The organism is Roseateles sp. (genome assembly GCF_019237615.1).
In the GTDB taxonomy this organism is placed as follows: domain Bacteria; phylum Pseudomonadota; class Gammaproteobacteria; order Burkholderiales; family Burkholderiaceae_C; genus Pelomonas.
Genome location: NZ_JAFAGT010000039.1, coordinates 28,534 through 49,983, shown reverse-complemented (window position 1 = coordinate 49,983; position 21,450 = coordinate 28,534). Strand labels below are relative to the sequence as shown.

Sequence of the window (21,450 nt, the reverse complement as noted above, 5' to 3'; positions counted from 1 at the left end):
GGCTTGATGGGTTTCAGAGTTGGCTCATGCCGCCGTCAACGACGATCTCGCTGCCGACGATGAAGGCCGACTCCGGTGCGCTGAGGTGCAGCACGGTGGACGCGATCTCCTCGGGTGTGCCGAAGCGGCCCAGCGGGATCTGACCCTGGATCTGCGCGGCGACCTGCGTCAGCGTATCGGCGTCGAAGCCCAGCTTGCCGTACAGCGGCGTCGCCACCGGGCCTGGGCTGACGACGTTGACGCGTGCGCCCTGGGGCAGCAGCTCGGCCGACAGCGTCTTGGCCAGCGAGATCAGCGCGGCCTTGCTGGCAGCGTAGATGGCCGAGTTGGGCATGCCGATGTGGGCGTTGATGGAGCCGTTCAGCACGATGGACGCGCCCGGTGCCAGCACCGGGCGCAGCGCCTGGATCAGGAAGAAGGCCCCCTTGGCATTGGTGGCGAACGTACGGTCCCAAAGGTCTTCGCTGGCGTCGGCCAGCGAGGCGAACTCGGCGATGCCGGCATTGACGAAGACGGCGTCGAGCTTGCGCCCGGCGTCGGCGAGCCGGGCGCCCAGGGCGCGGGCGCCGGTCAGGTCGGCGGCGTCCAGCGGCAGCAGCTCGAAGTCCGTGTCGTGGGTCTTGCCCGGGCGGGCCGTCACGATGACATGGGCGCCCTCGGCCCTGAAGGCGCGGGCTGCTGCCAAGCCAATGCCGGAGGTGCCGCCGGTGACGAGGACGGTCTTGTTCGTGAAGCGGGAGGACATGGTGGATTCCTTTCGTTCGGGTTGCGCGGCTTGCTTGCCGTGGACTCGATACTCGGCTCCGGTGTCCCGTTTGACGTCCGGCCGCGTTGGCCGACTCGTGCAAGGCTTTCGAACATCATGCTCAGCGACGACGAAATCCAGCTGATGGAGGCCATCCGCGACAGCGGCAGCCTGTCGCGCGCAGCGGCCCGGCTGGGCAAGGCGCCGTCCACGGTGTCGTACACGCTGCGCCAGATCGAGGGGCGCTTCGACGCGCTGCTGTTCGACCGACGCCGCTACCGGCTTCAGCTCACCGCCGCCGGCACGCTGCTGGTGCGAGAGGCCACGCGCCTGCGCGACGACATGCAGCGCCTGACACGTCGCGTCACGCAGGTGGCCCGGGGCTGGGAAGACAGGCTGCACATCGTCAGCGACGAGATCATCGAGTTCGAGTCGATGCTGCCGCTGATCCGCGACTTCGATGCGCTGGAATCGGGTGTCAGCCTGCGCCTCACGCACGAGGTGCTGGGCGGCACCTGGGAGGCACTGGCCGAGGGCCGCGCCGACCTCGTCATCGGCGCGACCAACGAGCCGCCCGCCCTGGTCGGCCTGCAATGGCGCGAACTGGGCGAGATGCGCTGGGTCTATGCCGTCGCGCCGCGCCACCCGTTGGCCAAGGCCAAGGCGCCGCTGAGCGCCGAGCAGATGGGGGCGCAGCGCGCCGTCGTCGTGGCCGACACGTCGCGCCGTGGCGATGGCCGCGCCTACGGACACGGCGCCGGCCAGACCACGCTGGCCGTGCCCAGCATGGCGGCCAAGATCGCCGCCCAGCGCGCGGGCCTGGGCGTGGGCTGGCTGCCCGAGGCGCGAGTCGCCTCATTGCTGCGGCGCGGCGAGCTCGTCGCCATGCCGGTGGCCGTGCCACGCGAGCCCAACAGGCTCTACCTCGGCTGGCGCGCCGGCGACGGCCGCGCGCTGGCCTGGTGGCTGGAACGACTGGGCGACGCGCTGCTGTGCCAGCGCCTCGTCGACGGCGTCGACGCCTACGCCTGAAGCGGCAGCGTCAGCCGCGCGATACAGCCATGCGGCTCGGCTGACAGCAGCTGGGCGCTACCGCCATGCCGCTCGGCGATCTCGCGAACGATGGCCAGGCCCAGGCCGCAGCCGTCCCCCGTCGTCGCGCCGCGCACGAAGCGCTCGAAGGCGCGCTCGCGCAATTCGGGCGCGAGACCAGGGCCGTCGTCCTCGACGTCCAGCCACAGGTCGTCGCCCGAACGGCGCAGCCTCACGGTGATGGTCGCGCCCTCGCCGGCGTAGCGCAGCGCGTTGTCAATGAGGTTGACCAGGGCCTCGCACAGCAGCAACTCGGCGCCCTGCACGCTCGCATTCCCGTCGGCGACGTCCACGCCCAGGTCGCAGCCCGCCGCCAGCGCACGTGGCACCCAGTCGGCCGTCACCTCGTGCACGAGGCGGGCGCAATCCACGCTGGCCCAGCCCTGGGCCGCGACGGCCTCAGGCTCGGCGCGGGCCAGCACCAGCAGCTGCGACACCAGGCGGGCACCGCGCTGGGCACTCTCGTGCACGCGCTGCAGGCGCTGGCGCAGGGCCGGATCGGTGGTTGCGGCCAGCGCCAGTTCCGTCTGGCCCTTCAGCCCCGCCAGCGGCGTGCGCAGCTGATGGGCTGCATCGCTGATGAAGCGGCGCTGCGTGGCGAGGTTCTGCTGCACCTGGCCCAGAAGTTCGTTGACAGCCCCGGCCAGCGCGCCGACCTCGGGCGGCGCGGCACGCAACTGCACCGGGTCCAGCGCGTCGGCGCGGCGGCCCTCCACCTGCTGCTGCAGCTCGGCCAGCGGCCTCAGCCCGCGGCGGATACCGGTCCAGACGACCATGCTCATCAGCGCAATCAACAGCGACAGCGGCAAGGCCGTGTCCAACAGCATCCGCCGTGCCAGCAGCTCGCGTGGCGCGCTGGAGCGAGCTACCTGAACGCGCAGCGTCGAATCCGCCGCGCCGGCGGCGCCGAGGTGCAGATCCAGCGACACGACGCGCATCGCCTCAGGCAGGGTGGCGTCGAAGAACACCGGCTCGTTCAGCCTCGGCGTGCCGGGTGGCGGCGGCAAGCGCGCGTCGCCCAGCAGCAGTTGGCCCGGCGGCGAGCTGACCATGTACGTGACGCGGTCCTCGGGGTCGGCGGCCAGGATGTCCTGGGCCGAGCGCGGCAGGTCCACGAACAGGCCGCTGGCCGTGGGCTTGATCTGGCGCGCCAGCGCGCGCGCAGCCTGCAGCAGGCTGGCGTCCGCCAGCTCGTCGGCATGGCGGCTGGCGAGGCGGTAGGCGCCGAAGGCCGCGACGACCCAGAGCACGATCTGCGGCAGCAGCAGCCACAACAGCAGTTGCCGGTGCAGCGAGCGGCCGGCCGGCATGCTCACGATCCCATGGCTTCGAGCAGATAGCCCAGGCCGCGCACCGTGCGCACGGCGAGGCCCGAGCCTTCGAGCTTGCGGCGCAGGCGGTGGATGTAGACCTCGATGGAACCGCCTCCGGCGCCGTCCTCGCCGCCCCAGGCCTCGACGATCTGCAGCTTGCTGACGACCCGGTCGCGCTCGCGCAGCAGCAGGTCGAGCAGCGTCCACTCGCGAGGGCTCAGCTCCAGCGGTTCGCCGCCGACGCTGGCGCGGCGGGCGGCGCGGTCCAGCGTGAGGCGGCGCAGTTGCTGGGTCTGCGTAGCTGGGCGGCCGCGGCGCATCAGCGCGTGCAGCCGCGCTTCCAGCTCGGGGAAGTCGAAGGGCTTGGTCAGATAGTCGTCGGCGCCGGCTCGCAGGCCGGCCACGCGGTGCTCCAGCGCGTCCAGCGCCGTCAACACAAGGATGGGCAGCGAGCGGCCGGCCTCGCGCACGCGCTTCAGCACGGTCAGGCCATCCACCAGCGGCAGGCCCAGGTCCAGGATGGCGACGTCGAAGTCCTGCCTGCGCAGCAGGTACTCGGCCACGGCACCGTTCTCGGCCCATTCGACCTTGAACGAGGCGTTAAGCAACTGCTGCTGCAGCGCATCGGCCAGCAGGGCGTCGTCTTCGGCGAGCAGCAGGTTCATGAGAACCACACTGTAGGGCCTGTTCGCCCTGGGACAACGGGCCGCGGTGCGGCGACTCCTGCCCTCGCTGTTAACAAGATATTAATATCATTAATCATCCGTAATGATGCCGCATGCGCCGCGCCCGCGTCCTTGCGGCGGCCATGCAGGCGCTGGCCGAGGCCTACCGCGCTGCGGGCGGGCAGTGACGTGCTGGTTTTCCCAAGGACCGGGACGGCAATGCCCTACCCGCCCAGCGCCTGCTCGCACGCGTCGCGACGGCGGCTACCACCCAGCTCGCCTTCAGCGCCCGCAAGGGCTCGGTGCCCGTGCGCACCGATCTCGATGACCGCGCGCTGGCCCCCTGCACCCGGCACGCCGCCGCCGCCCTGCGCGACGCCGACCGGCCGGTGGGACGCACTGAAATGCTGGTCACGCCGGAGCAGCTTGATGCGCTCTAAAGAGCTGTTAGCAACCATTTGAACCGCGACATTCCCGCGCAGGCCGCGCAGCAGACGCTCACCCAGATCTTGCAGGACACCGACAACACCAGGCGCCCCCTTGACCCATGCCCACGCCCAGGACCTCAGCATCCAGTTCGTCGAGCCGCTAGGCAACCAGCATGTTGTCTGGATGACCCGCGCCCGCACCACCCTCGCGGCCGTGCCGCCGGGGCGCCGGCGGTGACGGACGGCGCGAAGGTCGGCCTGGGCTTCGATGCAGTCAAGACGCTGTGGTTCGACGTCACAGGCGTAATAGGACGACGGCCTCCCGGGGCGGGGCCGTATCCCCTGCGCGCGATGCGCGCTTGCGCACATTCTTGCGCCCGCGCGGGCGGCGATTGCGGCCGAATCCGCAACAGTCCATTCCAGCATCCCGGTCTTTTGAGCGCGACCCGGGGCCCGATGTGCCTGGTTGTGCGAGGCGCCCAGCGGTCGCCGGCACATCAGGGGTCGCCCATCGGTGACCCGACAGCCATCGAAAGACCAGACCATGAACTACAAGACCCTTGCCCTCTCCACGCTGGCCCTGGCCGCCGGCTCCGCCGCGTTCGCCCAGTCGTCGCCGGGCCCGCAGGTGACGCTTTATGGCACGCTTGACGCCAACGTGCAGGTGCTTGACGGCGCGGCACGCCAGACCCGCGTGCAGTCCGGCGGCCTGTCTGGCTCGCGCTTCGGCCTGCGCGGCAGCGAAGACCTGGGCGGGGGGCTGAGCGCTTTCTTCACGCTGGAGTCGGGCATCAACGTCGACGACGGCAGCTATGGCCAGAACAGCTTCTGGGGCCGCCAGGCCTTCGTCGGACTGGGCACTCCCTACGGCAAGGTCTCGCTGGGCCGTCAGTACGGCAGCATCTACACGCTGACCAACGAGTTCAGCCAGTTCTCCAACGTCGGCACCGGCGCCAGCACCGCCGTGATCGGCGGCTTCGGTGGCTATGAGCCGGTACGCGGCAGCGACAACTCCGCCACCGGCAACGGCGGCCCGGCACGGGTCAACAACTCGGTGAAGCTGGAGAGCATCAACTACGGCGGCTTCAGCGCCGGCGCGCTGTGGGGCCTGGGCGAGGTGACGGGCAACACCAGGGGCAACCGCGTTGCCGACCTGTACGGCCGCTACACCGGCCATGACTTCGACGCGATGGTCTCGCTCGTGGACGACAAGGCCGACGCGCTGGGCCGCAATGTGCGCACAGTGTCGGCCGCGGCGGCTTACGACTGGGGCAACGCCCGCTTCAACGCCGGCGCGATGCAGGTCAACGACCGCAGCATGGCCGACCGTGACGGCAAGGGCTACTGGCTGGGTGCCAGCTACCGGATGGGCCAGCACCTTTTCAAGGGCCAGTACGTGGAGAGCAAGAACGCCGGCGCGCTGGCCGACGGCAAGACGCAGGCCTTCGGCGTGGGCTACCAATACGACCTGTCCAAGCGCACCGCGCTGTACAGCTCGGTGACGCGCTTCAAGAACGACGGCGTGGGCTATGTCAGCCGCGCGGCCGGAACCATCCCGGTGGGCCTGATCGACGCAAACGATCGCAACCTCACCGAGGTCGTGGCCGGCATCCGCCACAGCTTCTGAGATCGGATCGAGGGCAAGCCCAATCGCTTGTCCGACACCGATCGAAGGCCGTGCCGCCCGCCAGCGCGCGGTATGGCCGCCAGCTTTCCTCCCAGGTGCGCGGAGATCCCGCCGCGCCCTCTTGGCCCGCCCTGCAAGGGGTGGGCTTTTTTTCGGTTCATCACCGATCTCCGGGAAAGCCGCGCGCGGCGACCCGGTGCTCACTCTTCCTTGTAGATGCGCACCCAATCCACGAGCATGCGCGCCGGCAGTGGCGTCGTCGCATCCGGCGCGCCGGGCCAGTCACCGCCGATGGCGAGGTTGAGAATGACGAAGAACGGTTTCTCGAAGACCCAGGTGCCGCCGGCCGGCAACTGCGCGGGCGTCAGGCGGTGAAACTCGACACCGTCGACCTGCCAGACGATCTCGTTGGGCCGCTTGATGATGGTGTAGGTGTGGAAGTCGCTGGCCACAGGGGCGCCGAACTCGCGCGGCTTGGCGATGCCCTGTGCGCCGGAATAGCCGGGGCCGTGCAGCGTGCCGTAGGTCGTGTTGGGCGTCTTGCCGACGAACTCCATGATGTCGATCTCGCCGGACCTGGGCCAGCCGGCCGTCGCGAGGTCGGTGCCCAGGGCCCAGAACGCGGGCCAGATACCCTGGCCGGCCGGCAGCTTCATTCGCGCCTCGACCTTGCCGTGGGTGAAGCCCACCTTGCCTTGGGTATGAATGCGGGCGGAGGTGAACTCGCAGGGCTTGCTGTTCCAGCAGGGGCCGGGATTGCTGGTCTTCTCGGCGGTGATGACCAGCATGCCGGCGCCGTCCAGCTGGGCGTTGCGTGCATTTGCGGTGTAGTACTGGAACTCATGGTTGCCCCAGCCGCTGCTCTCGGCGTTGCCGAGGTCGTGGTTCCAGTGTGCGGGGTTGGGCACGCTGCCGGCTGCGCCGTCGAACTCGTCGCTCCAGACCAGGGTCCAGCGGTTCGAGGTCGCAGGCGCCGTGGCGGCCGTGACGGAGCCGCCGCAGGCAGTCAGCAGCGCGGCGAGAACGGGCAGCAAGCCGCGCCAGGGTTGGGGAGGCGGGGTAGCTTTGTGCATGCATGTCTCCTGTGTTGTCGCAGTTGTCGATGGCTCAGCCTCGCCAGGCCTTGAGGAAGTCGCGGTACCAGTCGGCGCTGGCCTTGGGCGTGCGGGCCAGCGTCCGGTAGTCCACGTGCACGATGCCGAAGCGCTTCTGGTAGCCGCTGGCCCATTCGAAGTTGTCCATCAGGCTCCAGACCATGTAGCCGGCCATGGGAACGCCCTGCTGCAGGGCGCTTGCCACGGCAGCGATGTGCTCGCGCAGGTAGGCGATGCGGTCGTCGTCCTGCACGCGGCCGTTGACGACAGCCTGGTCCTTGAACGCACCGCCGTTCTCGGTCACGTAGACGGGCGGCAGGCCGGGGTAGTCCCGGTGCAACAGGCACAGCAGGTCGGCCAGACCTTGCGGATAGATCTCCCAGCCCATGTCAGTGACGGGCAGGCCGCGTTGCCGGGCATCCCAGTCCGCGCCGCTGGCGGCGACCACGGTGCGGGCGTAGTAGTTGACGCCGAGGTAGTCCATGGGCTGCTCGATGGCGGCCATATCGCCGGGCTGCACGATGGGAGCGTCCGCGCCCAGCTCCGCCAGCACCTCGTCGGGATAGCAGCCCTTGAACAGCGGGTCGGCATACCAGCGCCGGCCACGCGCGTCGGCCATGCGGGCGGCGGCGATGTCCGCCGGCATCGCCGTGGCCGGCACGCAGGACGACAGGTTGAGCACGATGCCCAGCGGGCTCCGCGCGCCGTCGGCCCGCAGGGCCTGCAGCGCCAGGCCATGGCTGAGCAGCAGGTGGTGGCTGACCTGGGCCGCGATGCCGCGGCTCTTGATGCCCGGCGCGAAGCTGCCCTGTTCATGGCCCAGCACGGCGACGACCCAGGGCTCGTTGTGCGTCGTGAGGCCGTCCAGCCGGTCGCCCAGACGCGCCTGCACATGGCGCGCGTAGTCGACAAAGCGGTGCACCGTGTTGCGCTCGTTCCAGCCGCCGCGCTCCTGCAAGCCCTGCGGCAGGTCCCAATGATTGAGCGTCGCGAAGGCCTGGATGCCACGCGCCTTGAGGCCGTCGACGAGGCGCTCGTAGAAGTCCAGGCCCTTGGGATTCCAGTTGCCCTGTCCGAGCGGCTGGACGCGCGGCCAGGCGACGGAGAAGCGGTAGCAGTTGACGCCCAGCGACGCGATGAGGTCCAGGTCCTCCTCCAGGCGGTTGTAGTGGTCGCAGGCGATGTCGCCGTTGCTGGCATCGGCGATTGCACCGGGCTGCTTGCAGAAGCGGTCCCAGACGGATTCGCCCTTGCCGTCCGCATGAGCGGCGCCTTCGATCTGGAAGCTGCTGGTGGCAACGCCCCAGACGAAGTGGGGCGGGAACTGGCAGTGCAATGGGGCTTGAGGCATGGGTACTACTTGACGGTATCGGCGGTCGGGCCCGCGACCATCTGGCGCGACGAGACGACGAAGAGGAGCAGCAGGGGCAGCGTCGAGATGACCGACTCGGCCATCAGCGCGTCCCACTCGGTGCTGGTGGAGCTGAGGAGACTGCGCGGCGCCAGCGACAGCGTGTAGTTCTCGGCGCTTCGCATGACGATGAGCGGATTCATGGCGTTGTTCCACGAGCCGATGAAGGTGATCGGACCCTGCACGCCCAGAGCCAGCCTCGTCAACGGCAGCGCGATGCGCCAGTGGCCGGCGAGCTCAGTGGCGCCGTCGATGCACGCGGCACCGAGCAGCTCGCGCGGCGCAGTGGGCACTGCGAACTGTCGCATCAGGAAAATGCCGAAGGCGCTGGCCGCGCCCGCCCCCGGTCGTCGAAGAACTGGCCCTCGCCGGACGGCGTGCCGGCAGGCACGATGATGTCCTTGAGCGGGAGCACGTCGCCGATCAGGTAGGCGCCCGTTCACGCTTTGAGCCGGGTGCCGGCCGCGACATAGTCCTCCCTGGAGCGCGTCGGGCCGGCCTGCGCGAGGAGGTCGGCGCGGCAGAACGGCGAGCCGGAGCCGACGTCGCCGAGCAGCACGACGATGGGCCCCTGGCGGTTGCGCGCCGTGTTGATGGCGAAGGGCGCGAAGGCGTCTCTGAAGCGCTCCGCGCCGACGGCCGGCGCGGACGGCCCCTCCAGCCCGGCGCCGAGCAAGAGGCGTCCCAGATAGCTGGCCTCCAGCGCGACGCCGTCGGGCAGTTGACCCGAGGTGAGCAGCGCCGTCGTCATGGCGGTGTGGTGGTCGTCGTACTGGCAGTTGATGGCCTGGGCGCGGATGCCGGGAGGCGCTGGCGCCAGTCCTCGAGCAGATCTTTGGCGATGACGTCCAACAGCGGGGGGACACCCACCGTCAGCGGCGGGATCTCCCCAGCCTCGCCCAGGCTGGCAGCGCCAGCGAGTGCGGCGGCGAGCAGGCGGCGACGAGTGACGGCTGGATGGGCTGGCATGTCTTTGAAAGCGATTTCACAATTGTGGGCCAAGCCGGGTGCTGCCCCAGCAGCACAAACCCTAGGAACGCGGCCCACGGTGCCGAGCGCATGGGCGGTGGTCGGCGCCTACACTCGCGGTCATGTCCGCCCTTCGCCGATGAACGCCAAGCCGCCCCTCGCCAAGAAAGCGCCTTCAAATCGTCCGGACAGCGCCGTCACGCTGGAGCAGGTGGCCGAGCAGGCCGGCGTGTCGCCCAGCACGGTGTCTCGCATCCTGAACGGCACCGCCGCCGTCAGCCAGGCCAAGAAGGACGCCGTGCAGGCCGCCATCCAGTCGCTCGGCTTCCGGCCCAACCCGGTCGCCCGCGGCCTGGCGGGCGGGCGCACGCTGAGCGTGGGCGTCGTCACGCAGATCATCTCCAGCCCCTTCTATGGCGAGGCACTGCTGGGCATAGAGCGCGAACTAGAGCGCGCCGGCTATGTGCCGCTGTTCGTGTCCGGCAACTGGCATGAGGACGACGAGCGCAAGGCCATAGAGACGCTGCTGTCGCGCCGCGTCGACGGCGTCATCGTGCTGGCCGGCCGCGTCTCCGACGCCGAGCTGGCCAAGGTCGCCGACAGCCTCCCCGTCGTCGTCGTCGGCCGCCATCTGGCCGGGCCACAGCTGTTCAGCTTCAGCTTCGACAACCGGGAGGGCGCGCGCCTGGCCACCCAGCATCTGATCGACCAGGGCCACCGCCGCATCGCCTTCGTCGCCGGCGACCTGCTGCATGAGGATGCCGTCGAGCGCCAGAACGGCTATTTCGACGCACTGGCCGCGGCCGGCATCGCTGTCGATACCAACCTCATCGTGCAGAGCGACTACACCGAGGCCGGCGGCATGCTGTCGGTGACGCGGCTGCTGGAGCGCGACGCCCACTTCACGGCACTGTTCGCGTCCAACGACCAGATGGCCATAGGCGCCCGCCTGGGCCTGCACCGGCGCAACCTGCGCGTGCCGGACGACGTCTCGCTGGTCGGCTTTGACGACCTCATCATGGCGCGTTATTCAATGCCGCCACTGACCACCGTGCGCCAGTCGGTGTATGAGATCGGCGTCGAGGCCGCGACGGCCATGCTGGAAATGCTGCACGGCGGCCAGCCCCGGGCTCAGTTGCCTGGGCCGGAGCTGGTCGTGCGCGAGAGCACGCGGCGCATGCACCGCTGAGCCCTTCCCCTCTTCGACAAGACCGATACCACGTGCTGTAGGCAGCCGGCCAACACGCCCGGCCGGCGACTGTTGCTCGGCCCGGGTAAACCATGTGGCCACCCCTAGAAGGGCGACGCATCATGCACTGAAAGCGCTTTCAGTCGTTTTGTCTGATTACCGCTTCTGAGCCTGGACCTGAACCCTTCATTTCTGCACGCGCTTTCCATGGTGCGCGATCCCGGGACACAGCGACGGGAGCGGCAGTCATCGCCAGGCCTGCATCACCGGCCAAGCGCGGACCAAGTGTGTTGCCTAGATTGAAAGCGCTGCCAGAAATTCATATTTGAAAGCGCTTTCAAATCAGCGCCGAACGCCACACGACAAGACCACAACTGGAGACAAGTGAATGAGACAGCCACGCCCTGCCCTTCGCCTCACAACCCTGGCCGCCGCCAGTGGCCTGCTGTTCACCGGCGCCGCGGCGCAAGCCCAGGCCACGACCGCCGCCAGCAAGGAGAAGGCGCAGCTCGACACCGTGGTGGTGACGGGCATTCGCTTCAGCCTCGAGACCTCGGTGGCGACCAAGCGCAACTCGGACTCCATCGTCGAAGCCATATCGGCCGAGGACATCGGCAAGCTGCCCGACGTCAGCATCGCCGAGTCGCTAGCCCGCCTGCCTGGCCTGACCGGCCAGCGCGGCCCCGACGGCCGCGTCAACGTAATCTCGATCCGCGGCCTCTCGCCCGAGTTCTCCGGCGTGTTGCTGAACGGCCGCGAGATCGTCAGCTCCAACGACAGCCGAGCCGTCGAGTATGACCAATTCCCCGCCGAGCTGGTCAACGCCGCCACCGTCTACAAGACGCCCGACGCCGCGCTGGTCGGCCAGGGCCTTTCGGGCACGGTCAACATCCAGACCCTGCGTCCGTTGAACCTGAGCGGCCGCCAGGTGGTGGTGAGCCTGCGCGGCGAGCGCAACTCCAACGGCACCATGGTGCCGGGCGTCACCGGCGCCACCGGCATGCGCTTCTCGGCCTCGTATGTGGACCAGTTCGCCAATCGCACGCTGGGCGTGGCGGTGGGCTTCGCACGGCTGGACTCGCCCTCGCAGACCAAGCAGACCGAACTGGTGGAGTACGGGGACTACACGCCCTACGGCCTGCCACTGACCGGCAATGCGCCGTCCAAGGTGGGCGGCGGCCAAGCCTTGTTGCCCATGTACTGGACCGCTCAGGGCGCCACCAAGAAGAACCTGCGCGACGGCCTGATGGCCGTCGTCGAGTACAAGCCCAGCGACGACCTGCACTCGCAGGTCGACCTCTACTACTCTAAGTTCAAGACCCACGAGGTGGCGGGGAAGTGGCAGCAGAGCCTGTTCGGCAATTGGTCGGCCGGAATCACCCCCGCGATGAGCAACATCACCACCCAGCAGATCGGCAACAACACCTTCGCCACGGGCGCCACGATCTCGCAGTTGGTCGCCAACATCGGCAGCATGGACACGCGGCGCACCGACGACATCGTCGCGCTGGGCTGGAACACCGGTCTCAAGCTCAACGACAACTGGAAGGCGGTGACCGACCTGAGTTACTCGCGAGACAAGCGCACCGAGCGCTATGCGGAGGCTTACGGCGGCAGCTACGACTACGCCAACAAGGCCTGGACCTACGGCGCCTACCGTTGGAACGTGCCGACCAACGGCGACCCGCAGACCTTCACGCCGGTGCAGGCCGACCTGCTGTCCAACCCCGCCAAGCTGGCCTTCGGCGACGTGGCCGGCATGGACTGGGTGCCCAACAAAGCCTGGCTGGGCGCCATCCGCCACCCCGAGATCCGCGACGAGATCAAGTCCGCCCGAGTCTCGCTGGAGCGCTCTCTGGATGGCTTCTTCAGCCACCTCACACTGGGCCTGAACTACACCCAGCGGGGCAAGGACGTGGCCAAGAACGAAGACCGACTGCTGATGAAGAAGGATGCAAACGGCGAGTACATCCGTGCCATCCCCGCCGGAGTGGTGCAGCAACCCTTCGACATGAGCTGGGCCGGCATCCCGCAGCTGTTGCGCGTAGACGTGCCCACGTTGGTGGCCAGTGGTGCCGTCACGCTGGAGGAGGGGCAGTTCAGCAAGTGGGTGGCCAACAACTCCAACGTACACGAAAAGGTCGGCACCGCCTTCGCCAAGCTGGACATCGACAGCGAGGTCTGGGGGGCATCCCTGCGCGGCAACCTGGGCCTGCAGGTCGTTCACGCCAGCCAGAACTCAGAGGGCTGGGAGTACCGCGGCAACGACGAGATGCCGGATAGGCGCCTACTGTTCAAGCGCACTGGTGGCACTAGCTACACCGACGTGCTGCCCAGCATCAATCTGGTGGCCGACTTCCGCAACAACTGGATCGCGCGCCTGGGGCTGGCAACGTCCATCGTGCGCCCCAACATCGTGGACATGCGTGCCGGCACCAGCACGCCGGCCGTAAACGGGGACGCGGCCGGCACGCCGCATGCTGGCGAATGGACCACGGCCTATGCCGGCAACCCTCAGCTCAAGCCCTGGCGCGCAGCTGGCCTGGACTTGTCGGTAGAGCGCTACTTCGGCAAGCGCAGCTATGTCTCGCTGGCGGCCTTCCGCAAGAACCTGCTCAGCTACATCTACAACCAGCTGACCGCCGTGGACGCCTCCGGCTTCCCGCAGGTGGCGCCCCCGGGCGTCACGCCCAAGCCCATCGCGCCCATGATCCAGCCGCGCAACGGCAACGGCGGCAAGGTGGAGGGCATAGAGTTCGCTGCGGCGCTGGAGGGCGGCCTGCTTGCCAAGGCGCTCGACGGCTTTGGTGTCATCGTCAGCGCTTCCAAGCTGCGCAGCTCGATCAAGGACCAAGGCCCAGACCCGACCGTCAGCGTCGCGCGCGACGTGCCCCTCAACGGCCTCTCGGGCCGCTCCAACAGCGTGACCGCGTACTACGAGCGCGACGGTTTCTCAGCCCGCTTCAGCCAGCGCTACCGCTCGCCGTTCACGGCCACCACGCGCGACATCTTCCTCAACAACACCACGCTGCAGCAGGCCGCCGACAAGGTCGCCGACATGCAGATCGGCTACGCGTTCGAGGACGGCCCCATGAAGGGCCTGGGGCTGACACTGCAGGTGGGCAACGTCTACGACAAGCCGACGATGAACTACAAGTCGCTGGGCGGCGAGGCCCCTGACAAAACGGCGCTGATGCCCAACTACATCCGCTACTTCGGCCGCACCACCACGGTAGGCCTGAGCTACAAGTTCTAGTGCGCAGATGAACGCAGTGAACGCCGTGCGCAGCGTCGTCGTCGTGGGCGGCGGCACCGCCGGCTGGATGAGCGCTGCCGCCTTCGCCAAGGCGCTGGATGGCAGCGTGCAGATCCGGCTGTTGGAGTCCGACGAGATCGGCATCATTGGTGTGGGAGAGGCTTCCATCCCCAACCTGACCGAGTTCAACCGCGCACTGGGCGTCGACGAGGATGAGTTCCTCCGAGCCACCCAAGGTTCGTTCAAGATGGGGATCGAGTTCGTCAACTGGGGTGCGGTCGGCGAGCGCTACGTCCACGGCTTCGGCCGCATCGGCCAGCCCGAGGACACCGTGCCCTTCCACCAGTTCTGGCTGCGCATGGCGCAACAGGGCAAGACCCGGCCGCTGGGCGAGTACGCCATCAACACCGCAGCGCCGCGCGAGGCCCGCTTCATGCGCGCGCGGACCGACATGTCCGGCTCGCCGCTGGCCGAGATCGCCCACGCCTACCACTTCGACGCCAGCCTCTATGCGCGTTTCCTGCGCCACTACGCCGAGCAGCGCGGCGTGCGCCGCACTGAGGGCAAAGTGGCCTTCGTGGAGCAGCACGAGAACGGCCACATCGCCGCCCTGCGCATGGAGAACGGCGAGCGCATCACGGGCGACTTCTTCATCGACTGCACGGGTATGCGCGCATTGCTGATCGGGCAGACACTGAAGGCCGGCTACGAGGACTGGTCGCACTGGCTGCCCTGCGACCGCGCCATCGCCGTGCCTTGCGAACGCGCGGACCCGCTGCTGCCGATGACGCGCTCCACCGCCCATACGGCCGGCTGGCAGTGGCGCATCCCGCTGCAGCACCGCACCGGCAACGGCCATGTCTACAGCAGCCGCTTCATGGATGCCCAGCAGGCCGAGGCGATCCTGCTGGCCGGGCTGGACGGCCAGCCCACCGCAGCACCGCGCCACCTGAGCTTCCGCACCGGCCGCGCGAGCCGTTTCTGGATAGGCAACTGCGTGGCCGTGGGGCTATCCAGCGGCTTCCTTGAGCCGCTGGAGTCAACCAGCATCCACCTCGTCCACATGGCCATCGCGCGCATCCTTGAGTTCTTCCCAAGTGCCGGCTTCGACGCCACCGACATCGACGAGTACAACGTCCTGACGTGCGAGGAGTTCGACAACGTGCGCGACTTCCTTGTGCTGCACTACAAGCTCACGCGGCGCGACGACTCGCCATTCTGGAACCACTGCCGCCAGATGGAGGTGCCGGGGCGCCTGGCGCGCAAGATGGCGCTGTTCGCCTCCAACGGCCGGGTCTACCGCCGCAGCGACGAGTTGTTCGCCGAGTCGAGCTGGCTGCAGGTCCTGATCGGCCAGGGCCTGATGCCGCGCGGCCACCATCCCTTCGCCGACCTGCCGGAGGAGGCCGAGGTGCTTGCCTATCTGGAGAACGTGCGCCAGGTGGTGGGTAGATGCGTGCAGGTCATGCCCCTCCATGCTGATTTCATCAACCGACACTGCGCCGCGCGCGCCATCGCCACCGTATCGACACCCCAGCCGTCCTGAGCCCTACCCCACGCACAACATCTGGTTCGGCGGCGCTCGCGCGTTGTTGCGCCGTCCTTGTTCGCTACTTGGCGAGGCCGCGAGAGCGGCCGCTTTCCTGACCGGGCCCCCGGGCTTGAAATCCCCACACCGCACCCCAGATTTCCGGCCTGAGGACAATTCACGCATCATGAAGCTCGCCCCCACGCCCCAAGCCCGCCTCGACACCTGAGCGCACCTTAGCCCGTGTTCGGAAGGTGCCAAGCCTTCCGGTCCCACCCACCCCGGCAGGCCCGTCCCTCCCGGGGTTTTGTTTTTTCGACCTGAGTCCCACCATGCGCACGCGCACCTTCGACAAGCTGATCGCCACGATTCCCGAGCGCCGGAGCGCGGCTCGGCCCTGCCTGTCGCGTGCGCGCTTCGGCGTCCTGCTTACGCGCTAGCCCCACGGCGACCTGCCCGGGGCTCGCAACCGCCACCGCACCAGGAACCGCCATGAACTCGAACAACTCCCGCAATCTGCGCAACATCGGCGTCATAGCCCACGTCGACGCCGGCAAGACCACAACCTCCGAACGCATCCTGTTCTACACGGGTGAGAACCATCGCATCGGCGACGTCAATGACGGCAACACGACGATGGACTTCGACCCCCAGGAGCGCCAGCGCGGCATCACCATCCACAGCGCCGCCACGACCGTGCACTGGCAGGGCACGCAGATCAACCTGATCGACACGCCCGGCCACATCGACTTCAACCTCGAGGTGCGCCGCTCGCTGCGCGTGCTGGACGGCGCCATCGTCGTCTTCGACGGCGTGGCCGGCGTCGAGCCCCAGACCGAGACCAACTGGCGTCTCGCAGACGAGTACCGCGTGCCGCGCATTGCCTTCATCAACAAGCTGGACCGCGTCGGCGCTGACTTCCAGAAAGTCGTCGCGGCCATACAGGAGCGGCTGGGCACGCGCGCGCTCCCGCTGCAGTTGCCCCTCGGCGCAGAAGGCAGCTTCCGTGGCGTCGTCGACCTGCTGGCTATGCAAGCACTGGTCTGGGATCACGACGACGCCTCTACGCCGCCGCGCGTCGAGGCAATCCCTCCAGAGCTGCTGAGCGCCGCCCAGGCCGCGCGCGCACGCATCGACGAGGCCGCCGCCGAGCAGGACGACGCGCTGCTGAACGCCTGGCTGAGCGGCACCGAGCTGCCGTTGGACGCGCTGCGCGCGGCGCTGCGCCGCGGCACCATCGCGGGCGCCTTCGTGCCCGTGCTGGCCGGCTCGGCCTTCCGCAACCGCGGCGTGGAACCGCTGCTGGATGCCGTCGTCGCCTACCTGCCCGCCCCCGGCGAGGCGCCCGGTTCGCTGCCTACCGACGGCCCGTTGTCGGCGCTGGCCTTCAAGCTCAACGCCGACGACCATGGCGCGATGGTGTTCGTGCGCGTCTACAGCGGCCGGCTCAAGCGCGGCGACGTGGTCTGCAACGCCAGCACCGGCAAGGCCGAACGCGTGTCACGCCTGTACGAGATCCACGCGGACCGCCGGGTCGAGCGCGACGAGCTTGTTGCGGGCGACATTGCCGGCATCGTCGGCCTGAAGGAGGTGCTGACTGGCCACACGCTGGCCGACCGGAAGGGCGCGCCCGTGCTGGAAAGCATCACCGTTCCGGAGGCCGTCATCGACGTCGCCATCGAGCCGCGCACGCAGACCGACGCCGCGGCCCTGGCCAAGGGCCTTGGCGTGCTGGTCCGCGAGGACCCCTCGCTACGCCTGCGCCAGGACGCCGACTCGGGCCAGACGCTGCTGTCCGGCATGGGCGAGCTGCAGCTGGAAGTAGCGGTGGAAACGTTGCGAGCACGCTTCGGCGTGGCCGTGGCCATGGGCCGCCCGCAGGTCGCCTACCGCGAGACCATCACGGCGGCGGCCGAGGTGCACCACCTGCATCGCAAGCAGAGCGGTGGCCCCGGCCAGTTCGCCGAGCTGACGCTGCGCGTGGCGCCGCTGCCGCGCGGGTCCGGCGTCCGCTTCGAGAGCCAGGTGGTAGGCGGCGCGATCCCGCGCGAGTTCATCCCGGCGGTCGAGGCAGGCATCCGTCGCGCCGCGCTGGCCGGACCGTTCGCCGGCTACCCGCTGGTGGACTTCGAGGCCAGCCTGGTGGACGGCAGCCACCATGTGCGCGACTCGTCGGCGCTGGCCTTCGAGCTGGCCGCCGTGGCGGCGCTGCGCGATGCCGTTGCGAAGGCAGCACCGGTGGTGCTGGAGCCGGTGATGGCTGTCGAGGTCATCACGCCGCAGGACTATCTGGGCGACGTGATCGGTGACCTGCTGCGCCGCCGCGGTCATGTGCAGGGCCAGGACGCGCGCGGCAACGCAGTCGTCGTGACTGCCCATGTGCCGCTGGAGCAGATGTTCGGCTACATCGGCCACCTGCGCGCGATCAGCTCGGGGCGAGCGCAGTTCACGATGCAGCTGAGTCACTACGCCGAGGCGCCGGAACGCGTGGCGCTGGCCGCGTGACGGTGGGCGAGGTGCCGCAAGGCCCTCGCCCACCCCGTCAGCCCGGTATGACGGCCGTGACCTCGATCTCCACCTTGGCCCGGTCCTCCATCAGCGCTGCCACTTGCACGGCGCTCATCGCGATGCCGTAGTCGCGGCCAAGCACGTCGCGGTAGGCCTGGCCCACCTCGCGGCCACGGGCCAGGTACTCTCGCTTGTCGACGAGGTACCAGGTCATGCGCACGATGTGCTCAGGCGTCGCGCCGGCCTCGGCCAGCACTGCACGGATGTTGGCCAGCGTCTGCCGCAGCTGGTCGATGAGGTCGTCGCTGTCGAACTCGCAGCGCTCGTTCCAACCGATCTGGCCGGCGACGAAGACCTGGCGGCCGCTGGCCGCGACGCCGTTGGCATAGCCGCGCGGCTGGGCCCAGCCGGCGGGCTGGAGGATTTGCTTGCTGTTCATGGTGTTGGGTCCTGTGCGGACGCGAGCGCGCGCCGCAGGTCGTCGGGAAAGGCCTGGGGCCTGTGAGTCTTCAGCGAGGTGCAGACCAGCACCTGCATGTACTCGACGCGCGGGGCATCGACTTCATCGTCCTTGCCGATGAAGGCGGTGCGCAGCGTCAGCGAGCTGCGGCCCAACCGCTCCAGGTGCAGGCGCTGCACGAGGCGGTCGCCATGGCGGCTGACACGCAGGAAGCGCGTGTCCAGCCGGGCCGTGGGCAGACCGATTCCGCGCCGGCCTATCAGATCATCGAATGACAGGCCCAGCGCCTGGGCGAACCAGTCCTCGACCAGCTCGTTGAGCATTTCGAAATAACGCGGATAGAAGACGATGCCGGCCGGGTCGCAGTGGCCGAAGCGCACCTCTTGCTCGCGCTCGAACGCCCATGCCGTCACGTGCCGGACTCTTTCAGCTTGAAGCGCTGCAGCTTGCCCGTCTCGGTGCGCGGCAGGCTGGTCCTGAACTCTATGGCGCGTGGATATTTGTAGGGCGCGATGCTGGCCTTCACATGCGCCTGCAAGGCCTGCACGTCGCCCGCATGGTCCTCGCGAAGCACGACGAAGGCCTTGACGAGCTGGCCGCGCTCCTCGTCGGGTACGCCGATGACGGCGCATTCGGCCACGGCCGGGTGGCTGAGCAGCGCAGCCTCGACCTCGGGGCCGGCGATGTTGTAGCCACCCGAGATGATCATGTCGTCGGTGCGGGCCTGGTAGACGTAGTAGCCGTCTTCGTCGACAAGGTAGGCGTCGCCGGTCAAGTTCCAGCCGTTCTGCACATACTGGTGCTGGCGGTCGTCGGCGAGATAGCGGCAGCCGGTCGGGCCTTTCACGGCGAGATGGCCGACCTGGCCCGCGCGCAGCGGCTGGCCGGCATCGTCGAGGATGCAGGCCTGGTAGCCGGGCACGGGCTTGCCGGTGGCGCCGCCCTTTGCCGTCTCTTCGGTGTGCGAGATGAAGATGTGCAGCAGCTCGGTCGCGCCTATGCCGTCGATGAGCTCGATGCCAGTGGCCTGCTTCCACAGCGCCCGCGTCGCGGCCGGCAGGGCTTCGCCGGCGCTGACGCATTTGCGCACGGAGGAAATGTCGTGCTGGGCCACCAAAGGCGCCATTGCGCGGTAGGACGTCGGCGCCGTGAAGCAGACCGTGGCGTGGTGCTCGGCAATCGCGGCCAACAGCAGGTCTGGCGCCGCCTTCTCGAGCAGCACGGTCGACGCGCCCACGCTCATCGGAAAGAGCAGCAGGCCGCCCAGACCAAAGGTGAAGGCCAGCGGCGGGCTGCCGATGAAGACGTCACTGGCCTGTGCCCGCAGGCAGTGCACCGGCCAGCAGCGGCAGATCGCGAGAACGTCGCGATGGAAGTGCATGGTGCCCTTTGGCTGACCCGTGGTGCCGGACGTGAAGGCGATCAGCGCACAGTCATCGCTGGCGGTTTCGATGTTGGTGAACGTGGCAGGCTGGCGCGCGGCGCGGGCCTCCAGGCCATCGGGCTCGCTGCTGCGGAAATAGCAGATACCGCGCAACACCGGGTTCTGCTGCTGGGCGGCCGCCAGCTCGGTGGCCAGCGCCGCGTCGCATAGCGCATGGCTGACCTCGGCCTTCGCAATGACCTTGCCCAGCTCCACCGCACGCAGCAGCGGCATGGTCGCCACCGCGATCGCACCGACCTTGATGACGGCGAACCAGCAAGCAGCCATCTGCGGTGTGTTGCTACCGCGCAGCAGCACTCGGTTGCCCGGCACGACGCCCAGCTCATTGACCAGGGCATTGGCGATGCGATTCGCCTCGGCCTGCAACTCGGCATAGGTCCACTGCACGCCCGCGCCCTGTACGCAGGGCCGATCGCCCTGCCCTTGCGCTACCCAGCGGTCCAACAGCTCGGTCGCTGCATTCAACCGGGGGCCGAACTGCAGTTCGGGCAAGTCAAACACCAGCTCGGGCCACTGTTCCTGGGGCGGGAGGTGGTCTCTGGCGAAGGTGTCATGGTGAGCCGATGGATGCATGGTTCTCTCACGCCTTCTTGAGGAGTTCGCGACCGATGATGAGTTGCTGCACTTCGCTGGCGCCCTCGTAGATGCGCAGCGCACGGATTTCCCGATAGAGGGATTCAACGATCTCGCCGCGGCGCACGCCGCGGCCGCCGAAGAGCTGGACGGCGGCGTCGATGACCTGCTGAGCGCCTTCCGTCGCCATCAGCTTGGCCATCGCTGCCTCCTGGGTGATGGTCTTGCCCTGGTCGCGCAGCCAGGCCGCCCTGTAGACCAGCAGCGCGGACGAGTCCACCGCGCAGGCCATGTCGGCGAGCTTGGCCTGGGTCAGCGGCAGGTCGGCAAGGCGCCCGCCAAACATTGGCCGCGCCTTGGCCTGGGCCAGAGCTTCCTGCAATGCGCGGCGGGCAAAACCCAATGCCGCGGCCGCGACCGAAGTGCGGAACACGTCCAGCGTGCGCATCGCCAGCTTGAAGCCCTCGCCCGGCAGCCCCAACATCTGGCGCTTGGGCACACGGCAGTTGGTGAAGCGAAGGCGGGCAAGCGGATGGGGCGCGATGACGTCAATGCGCTCGGCGATGTCGAAGCCGGGCAGGCCAGCGTCGACGATGAAGGCCGAGATGCCGCGCGAACCGGGCGCTTCCCCCGTGCGCGCGAACAGCACATAGAAGTCGGCGATGCCGCCGTTGGAGATCCAGGTCTTCTCGCCGTTCAGCACGTAGCTGTCGCCATCCTCGGTGGCGCTGCACCGCAGGGCTGCGACGTCGGAGCCTGCTTCGGGCTCGGACAGCGCGAACGCCGCCAGCGCCTCGCCGCGAGCAACTCGTGGCAAATACCTTTCACGTTGGGCCGGCGTGCCCTGCAGCGAGATGGCGCCCGATCCCAGGCCCTGCATCGCGAAGGCGAAGTCGGCCAGACCATCGTGTTTGGCCAGCGTCTCGCGGATCAGACAGATCGCGCGGGTGTCGATGGTCTGGCCTTCACCTGCCACCGCATGATTCAGCCAGCCGGCTGCACCGAGCTGGGCGACCAGGCTGCGGCATTGGGCATCGACATCGCCATCATGGTCCACATGCTGCAGATGCTCGCCGCACCAGGCGTCGAGCGTCGTCGCCAGTTCGCGGTGCGAAGCGTCGAAGAAAGGCCAGTCCAGGTGCTCCATC

General features: G+C 68.7%; 19 protein-coding genes. 8 read left to right on the top strand and 11 right to left on the bottom strand.

Going from position 1 to position 21,450, the window contains the following annotated elements; translation table 11 throughout:
- Positions 1–13: 13 nt before the first annotated feature.
- A complete protein-coding gene (locus tag JOY88_RS07055) occupies positions 14–745 on the bottom strand; it encodes an SDR family oxidoreductase (protein ID WP_293501523.1) in 732 nt (243 codons plus the stop codon).
- Positions 746–862: 117 nt separating this feature from the next.
- Between JOY88_RS07055 and JOY88_RS07050 the strand changes: the two genes are divergently transcribed.
- The gene (locus JOY88_RS07050; protein ID WP_293501521.1) at positions 863–1,777 is read left to right on the top strand and encodes a LysR family transcriptional regulator; all 915 of its coding nucleotides are present in this window, start codon (positions 863–865) and stop codon (positions 1,775–1,777) included.
- Here JOY88_RS07050 and JOY88_RS07045 read toward each other — a convergent pair.
- Together JOY88_RS07045 and JOY88_RS07040 are read right to left on the bottom strand one after the other, a co-directional pair.
- Entirely contained in the window at positions 1,768–3,147 is a 1,380-nt protein-coding gene (locus JOY88_RS07045) for a sensor histidine kinase (RefSeq protein ID WP_293501532.1), read from the bottom strand. The two genes, JOY88_RS07050 and JOY88_RS07045, sit on opposite strands and share 10 nt — an antisense overlap.
- A gap of 2 nt (positions 3,148–3,149) precedes the next feature.
- The gene (locus tag JOY88_RS07040; protein WP_293501519.1) at positions 3,150–3,815 is read right to left on the bottom strand and encodes a response regulator transcription factor; all 666 of its coding nucleotides are present in this window, start codon (positions 3,813–3,815) and stop codon (positions 3,150–3,152) included.
- A gap of 308 nt (positions 3,816–4,123) precedes the next feature.
- On the opposite strand from JOY88_RS07040, the gene JOY88_RS07035 reads away from it, so the two are divergent.
- From JOY88_RS07035 to JOY88_RS07025, 3 genes are all read left to right on the top strand, one after another.
- Positions 4,124–4,255, top strand: coding sequence for a hypothetical protein (locus tag JOY88_RS07035; RefSeq protein ID WP_293501517.1), 132 nt, complete (start codon positions 4,124–4,126; stop codon positions 4,253–4,255).
- 100 nt (positions 4,256–4,355) lie between these two features.
- A complete protein-coding gene (locus JOY88_RS07030) occupies positions 4,356–4,481 on the top strand; it encodes a hypothetical protein (protein WP_293501515.1) in 126 nt (41 codons plus the stop codon).
- A gap of 306 nt (positions 4,482–4,787) precedes the next feature.
- Positions 4,788–5,870 carry a porin gene (locus JOY88_RS07025; protein WP_293501513.1) on the top strand — a complete coding sequence of 361 codons (1,083 nt, stop codon included), beginning with the start codon at positions 4,788–4,790 and terminating at the stop codon, positions 5,868–5,870.
- Between the two features lie 200 nt (positions 5,871–6,070).
- Here the strand turns inward: JOY88_RS07025 and JOY88_RS07020 are convergent, their stop codons facing one another.
- From JOY88_RS07020 to JOY88_RS07005, 4 genes are all read right to left on the bottom strand, one after another.
- On the bottom strand, positions 6,071–6,943 hold the full coding sequence (locus JOY88_RS07020; protein ID WP_293501511.1) for a glycoside hydrolase family 16 protein: 873 nt from the start codon (positions 6,941–6,943) through the stop codon (positions 6,071–6,073).
- 34 nt (positions 6,944–6,977) lie between these two features.
- Complete coding sequence (locus JOY88_RS07015) at positions 6,978–8,315, bottom strand: GH1 family beta-glucosidase (RefSeq protein ID WP_293501509.1); 1,338 nt, start codon at positions 8,313–8,315, stop codon at positions 6,978–6,980.
- A 5-nt stretch (positions 8,316–8,320) separates the two neighbouring features.
- The gene (locus JOY88_RS07010; RefSeq protein ID WP_293501507.1) at positions 8,321–8,683 is read right to left on the bottom strand and encodes an ABC transporter permease family protein; all 363 of its coding nucleotides are present in this window, start codon (positions 8,681–8,683) and stop codon (positions 8,321–8,323) included.
- 131 nt (positions 8,684–8,814) lie between these two features.
- Complete coding sequence (locus tag JOY88_RS07005) at positions 8,815–9,126, bottom strand: hypothetical protein (RefSeq protein ID WP_293501505.1); 312 nt, start codon at positions 9,124–9,126, stop codon at positions 8,815–8,817.
- Between the two features lie 357 nt (positions 9,127–9,483).
- Between JOY88_RS07005 and JOY88_RS07000 the strand changes: the two genes are divergently transcribed.
- The 4 genes from JOY88_RS07000 (at position 9,484) to fusA (ending at position 17,822) form a co-directional block, all read left to right on the top strand.
- Positions 9,484–10,533 carry a LacI family DNA-binding transcriptional regulator gene (locus JOY88_RS07000; protein WP_293501503.1) on the top strand — a complete coding sequence of 350 codons (1,050 nt, stop codon included), beginning with the start codon at positions 9,484–9,486 and terminating at the stop codon, positions 10,531–10,533.
- 388 nt (positions 10,534–10,921) lie between these two features.
- Entirely contained in the window at positions 10,922–13,789 is a 2,868-nt protein-coding gene (locus tag JOY88_RS06995; RefSeq protein ID WP_293501502.1) for a TonB-dependent receptor, read from the top strand.
- Between the two features lie 7 nt (positions 13,790–13,796).
- Positions 13,797–15,335 carry a tryptophan halogenase family protein gene (locus JOY88_RS06990; RefSeq protein ID WP_293501500.1) on the top strand — a complete coding sequence of 513 codons (1,539 nt, stop codon included), beginning with the start codon at positions 13,797–13,799 and terminating at the stop codon, positions 15,333–15,335.
- Between the two features lie 474 nt (positions 15,336–15,809).
- A complete protein-coding gene (gene fusA / locus JOY88_RS06985) occupies positions 15,810–17,822 on the top strand; it encodes an elongation factor G (RefSeq protein WP_293501498.1) in 2,013 nt (670 codons plus the stop codon).
- 37 nt (positions 17,823–17,859) lie between these two features.
- Here fusA and JOY88_RS06980 read toward each other — a convergent pair whose 3' ends face one another.
- Genes JOY88_RS06980 through JOY88_RS06965 form a run of 4 tightly spaced genes read right to left on the bottom strand, consistent with a single transcriptional unit; the run spans position 17,860 to position 21,449 of the window.
- Positions 17,860–18,264: a RidA family protein gene (locus JOY88_RS06980; RefSeq protein ID WP_293501496.1), complete on the bottom strand. Its 405-nt coding sequence runs from the start codon at positions 18,262–18,264 to the stop codon at positions 17,860–17,862.
- Positions 18,261–18,698: an acyl-CoA thioesterase gene (locus JOY88_RS06975; RefSeq protein WP_293501494.1), complete on the bottom strand. Its 438-nt coding sequence runs from the start codon at positions 18,696–18,698 to the stop codon at positions 18,261–18,263. Before JOY88_RS06975 ends, JOY88_RS06980 begins: the two co-directional genes overlap by 4 nt.
- Positions 18,695–20,302 carry an AMP-binding protein gene (locus JOY88_RS06970; RefSeq protein WP_293501492.1) on the bottom strand — a complete coding sequence of 536 codons (1,608 nt, stop codon included), beginning with the start codon at positions 20,300–20,302 and terminating at the stop codon, positions 18,695–18,697. The genes JOY88_RS06975 and JOY88_RS06970 overlap by 4 nt, the downstream gene beginning before the upstream one ends.
- 7 nt (positions 20,303–20,309) lie before the next feature.
- Positions 20,310–21,449 (bottom strand): acyl-CoA dehydrogenase family protein, encoded by a 1,140-nt coding sequence (locus JOY88_RS06965; RefSeq protein WP_293501490.1) that lies wholly within the window; start codon positions 21,447–21,449, stop codon positions 20,310–20,312.
- Position 21,450 lies beyond the last annotated feature (1 nt).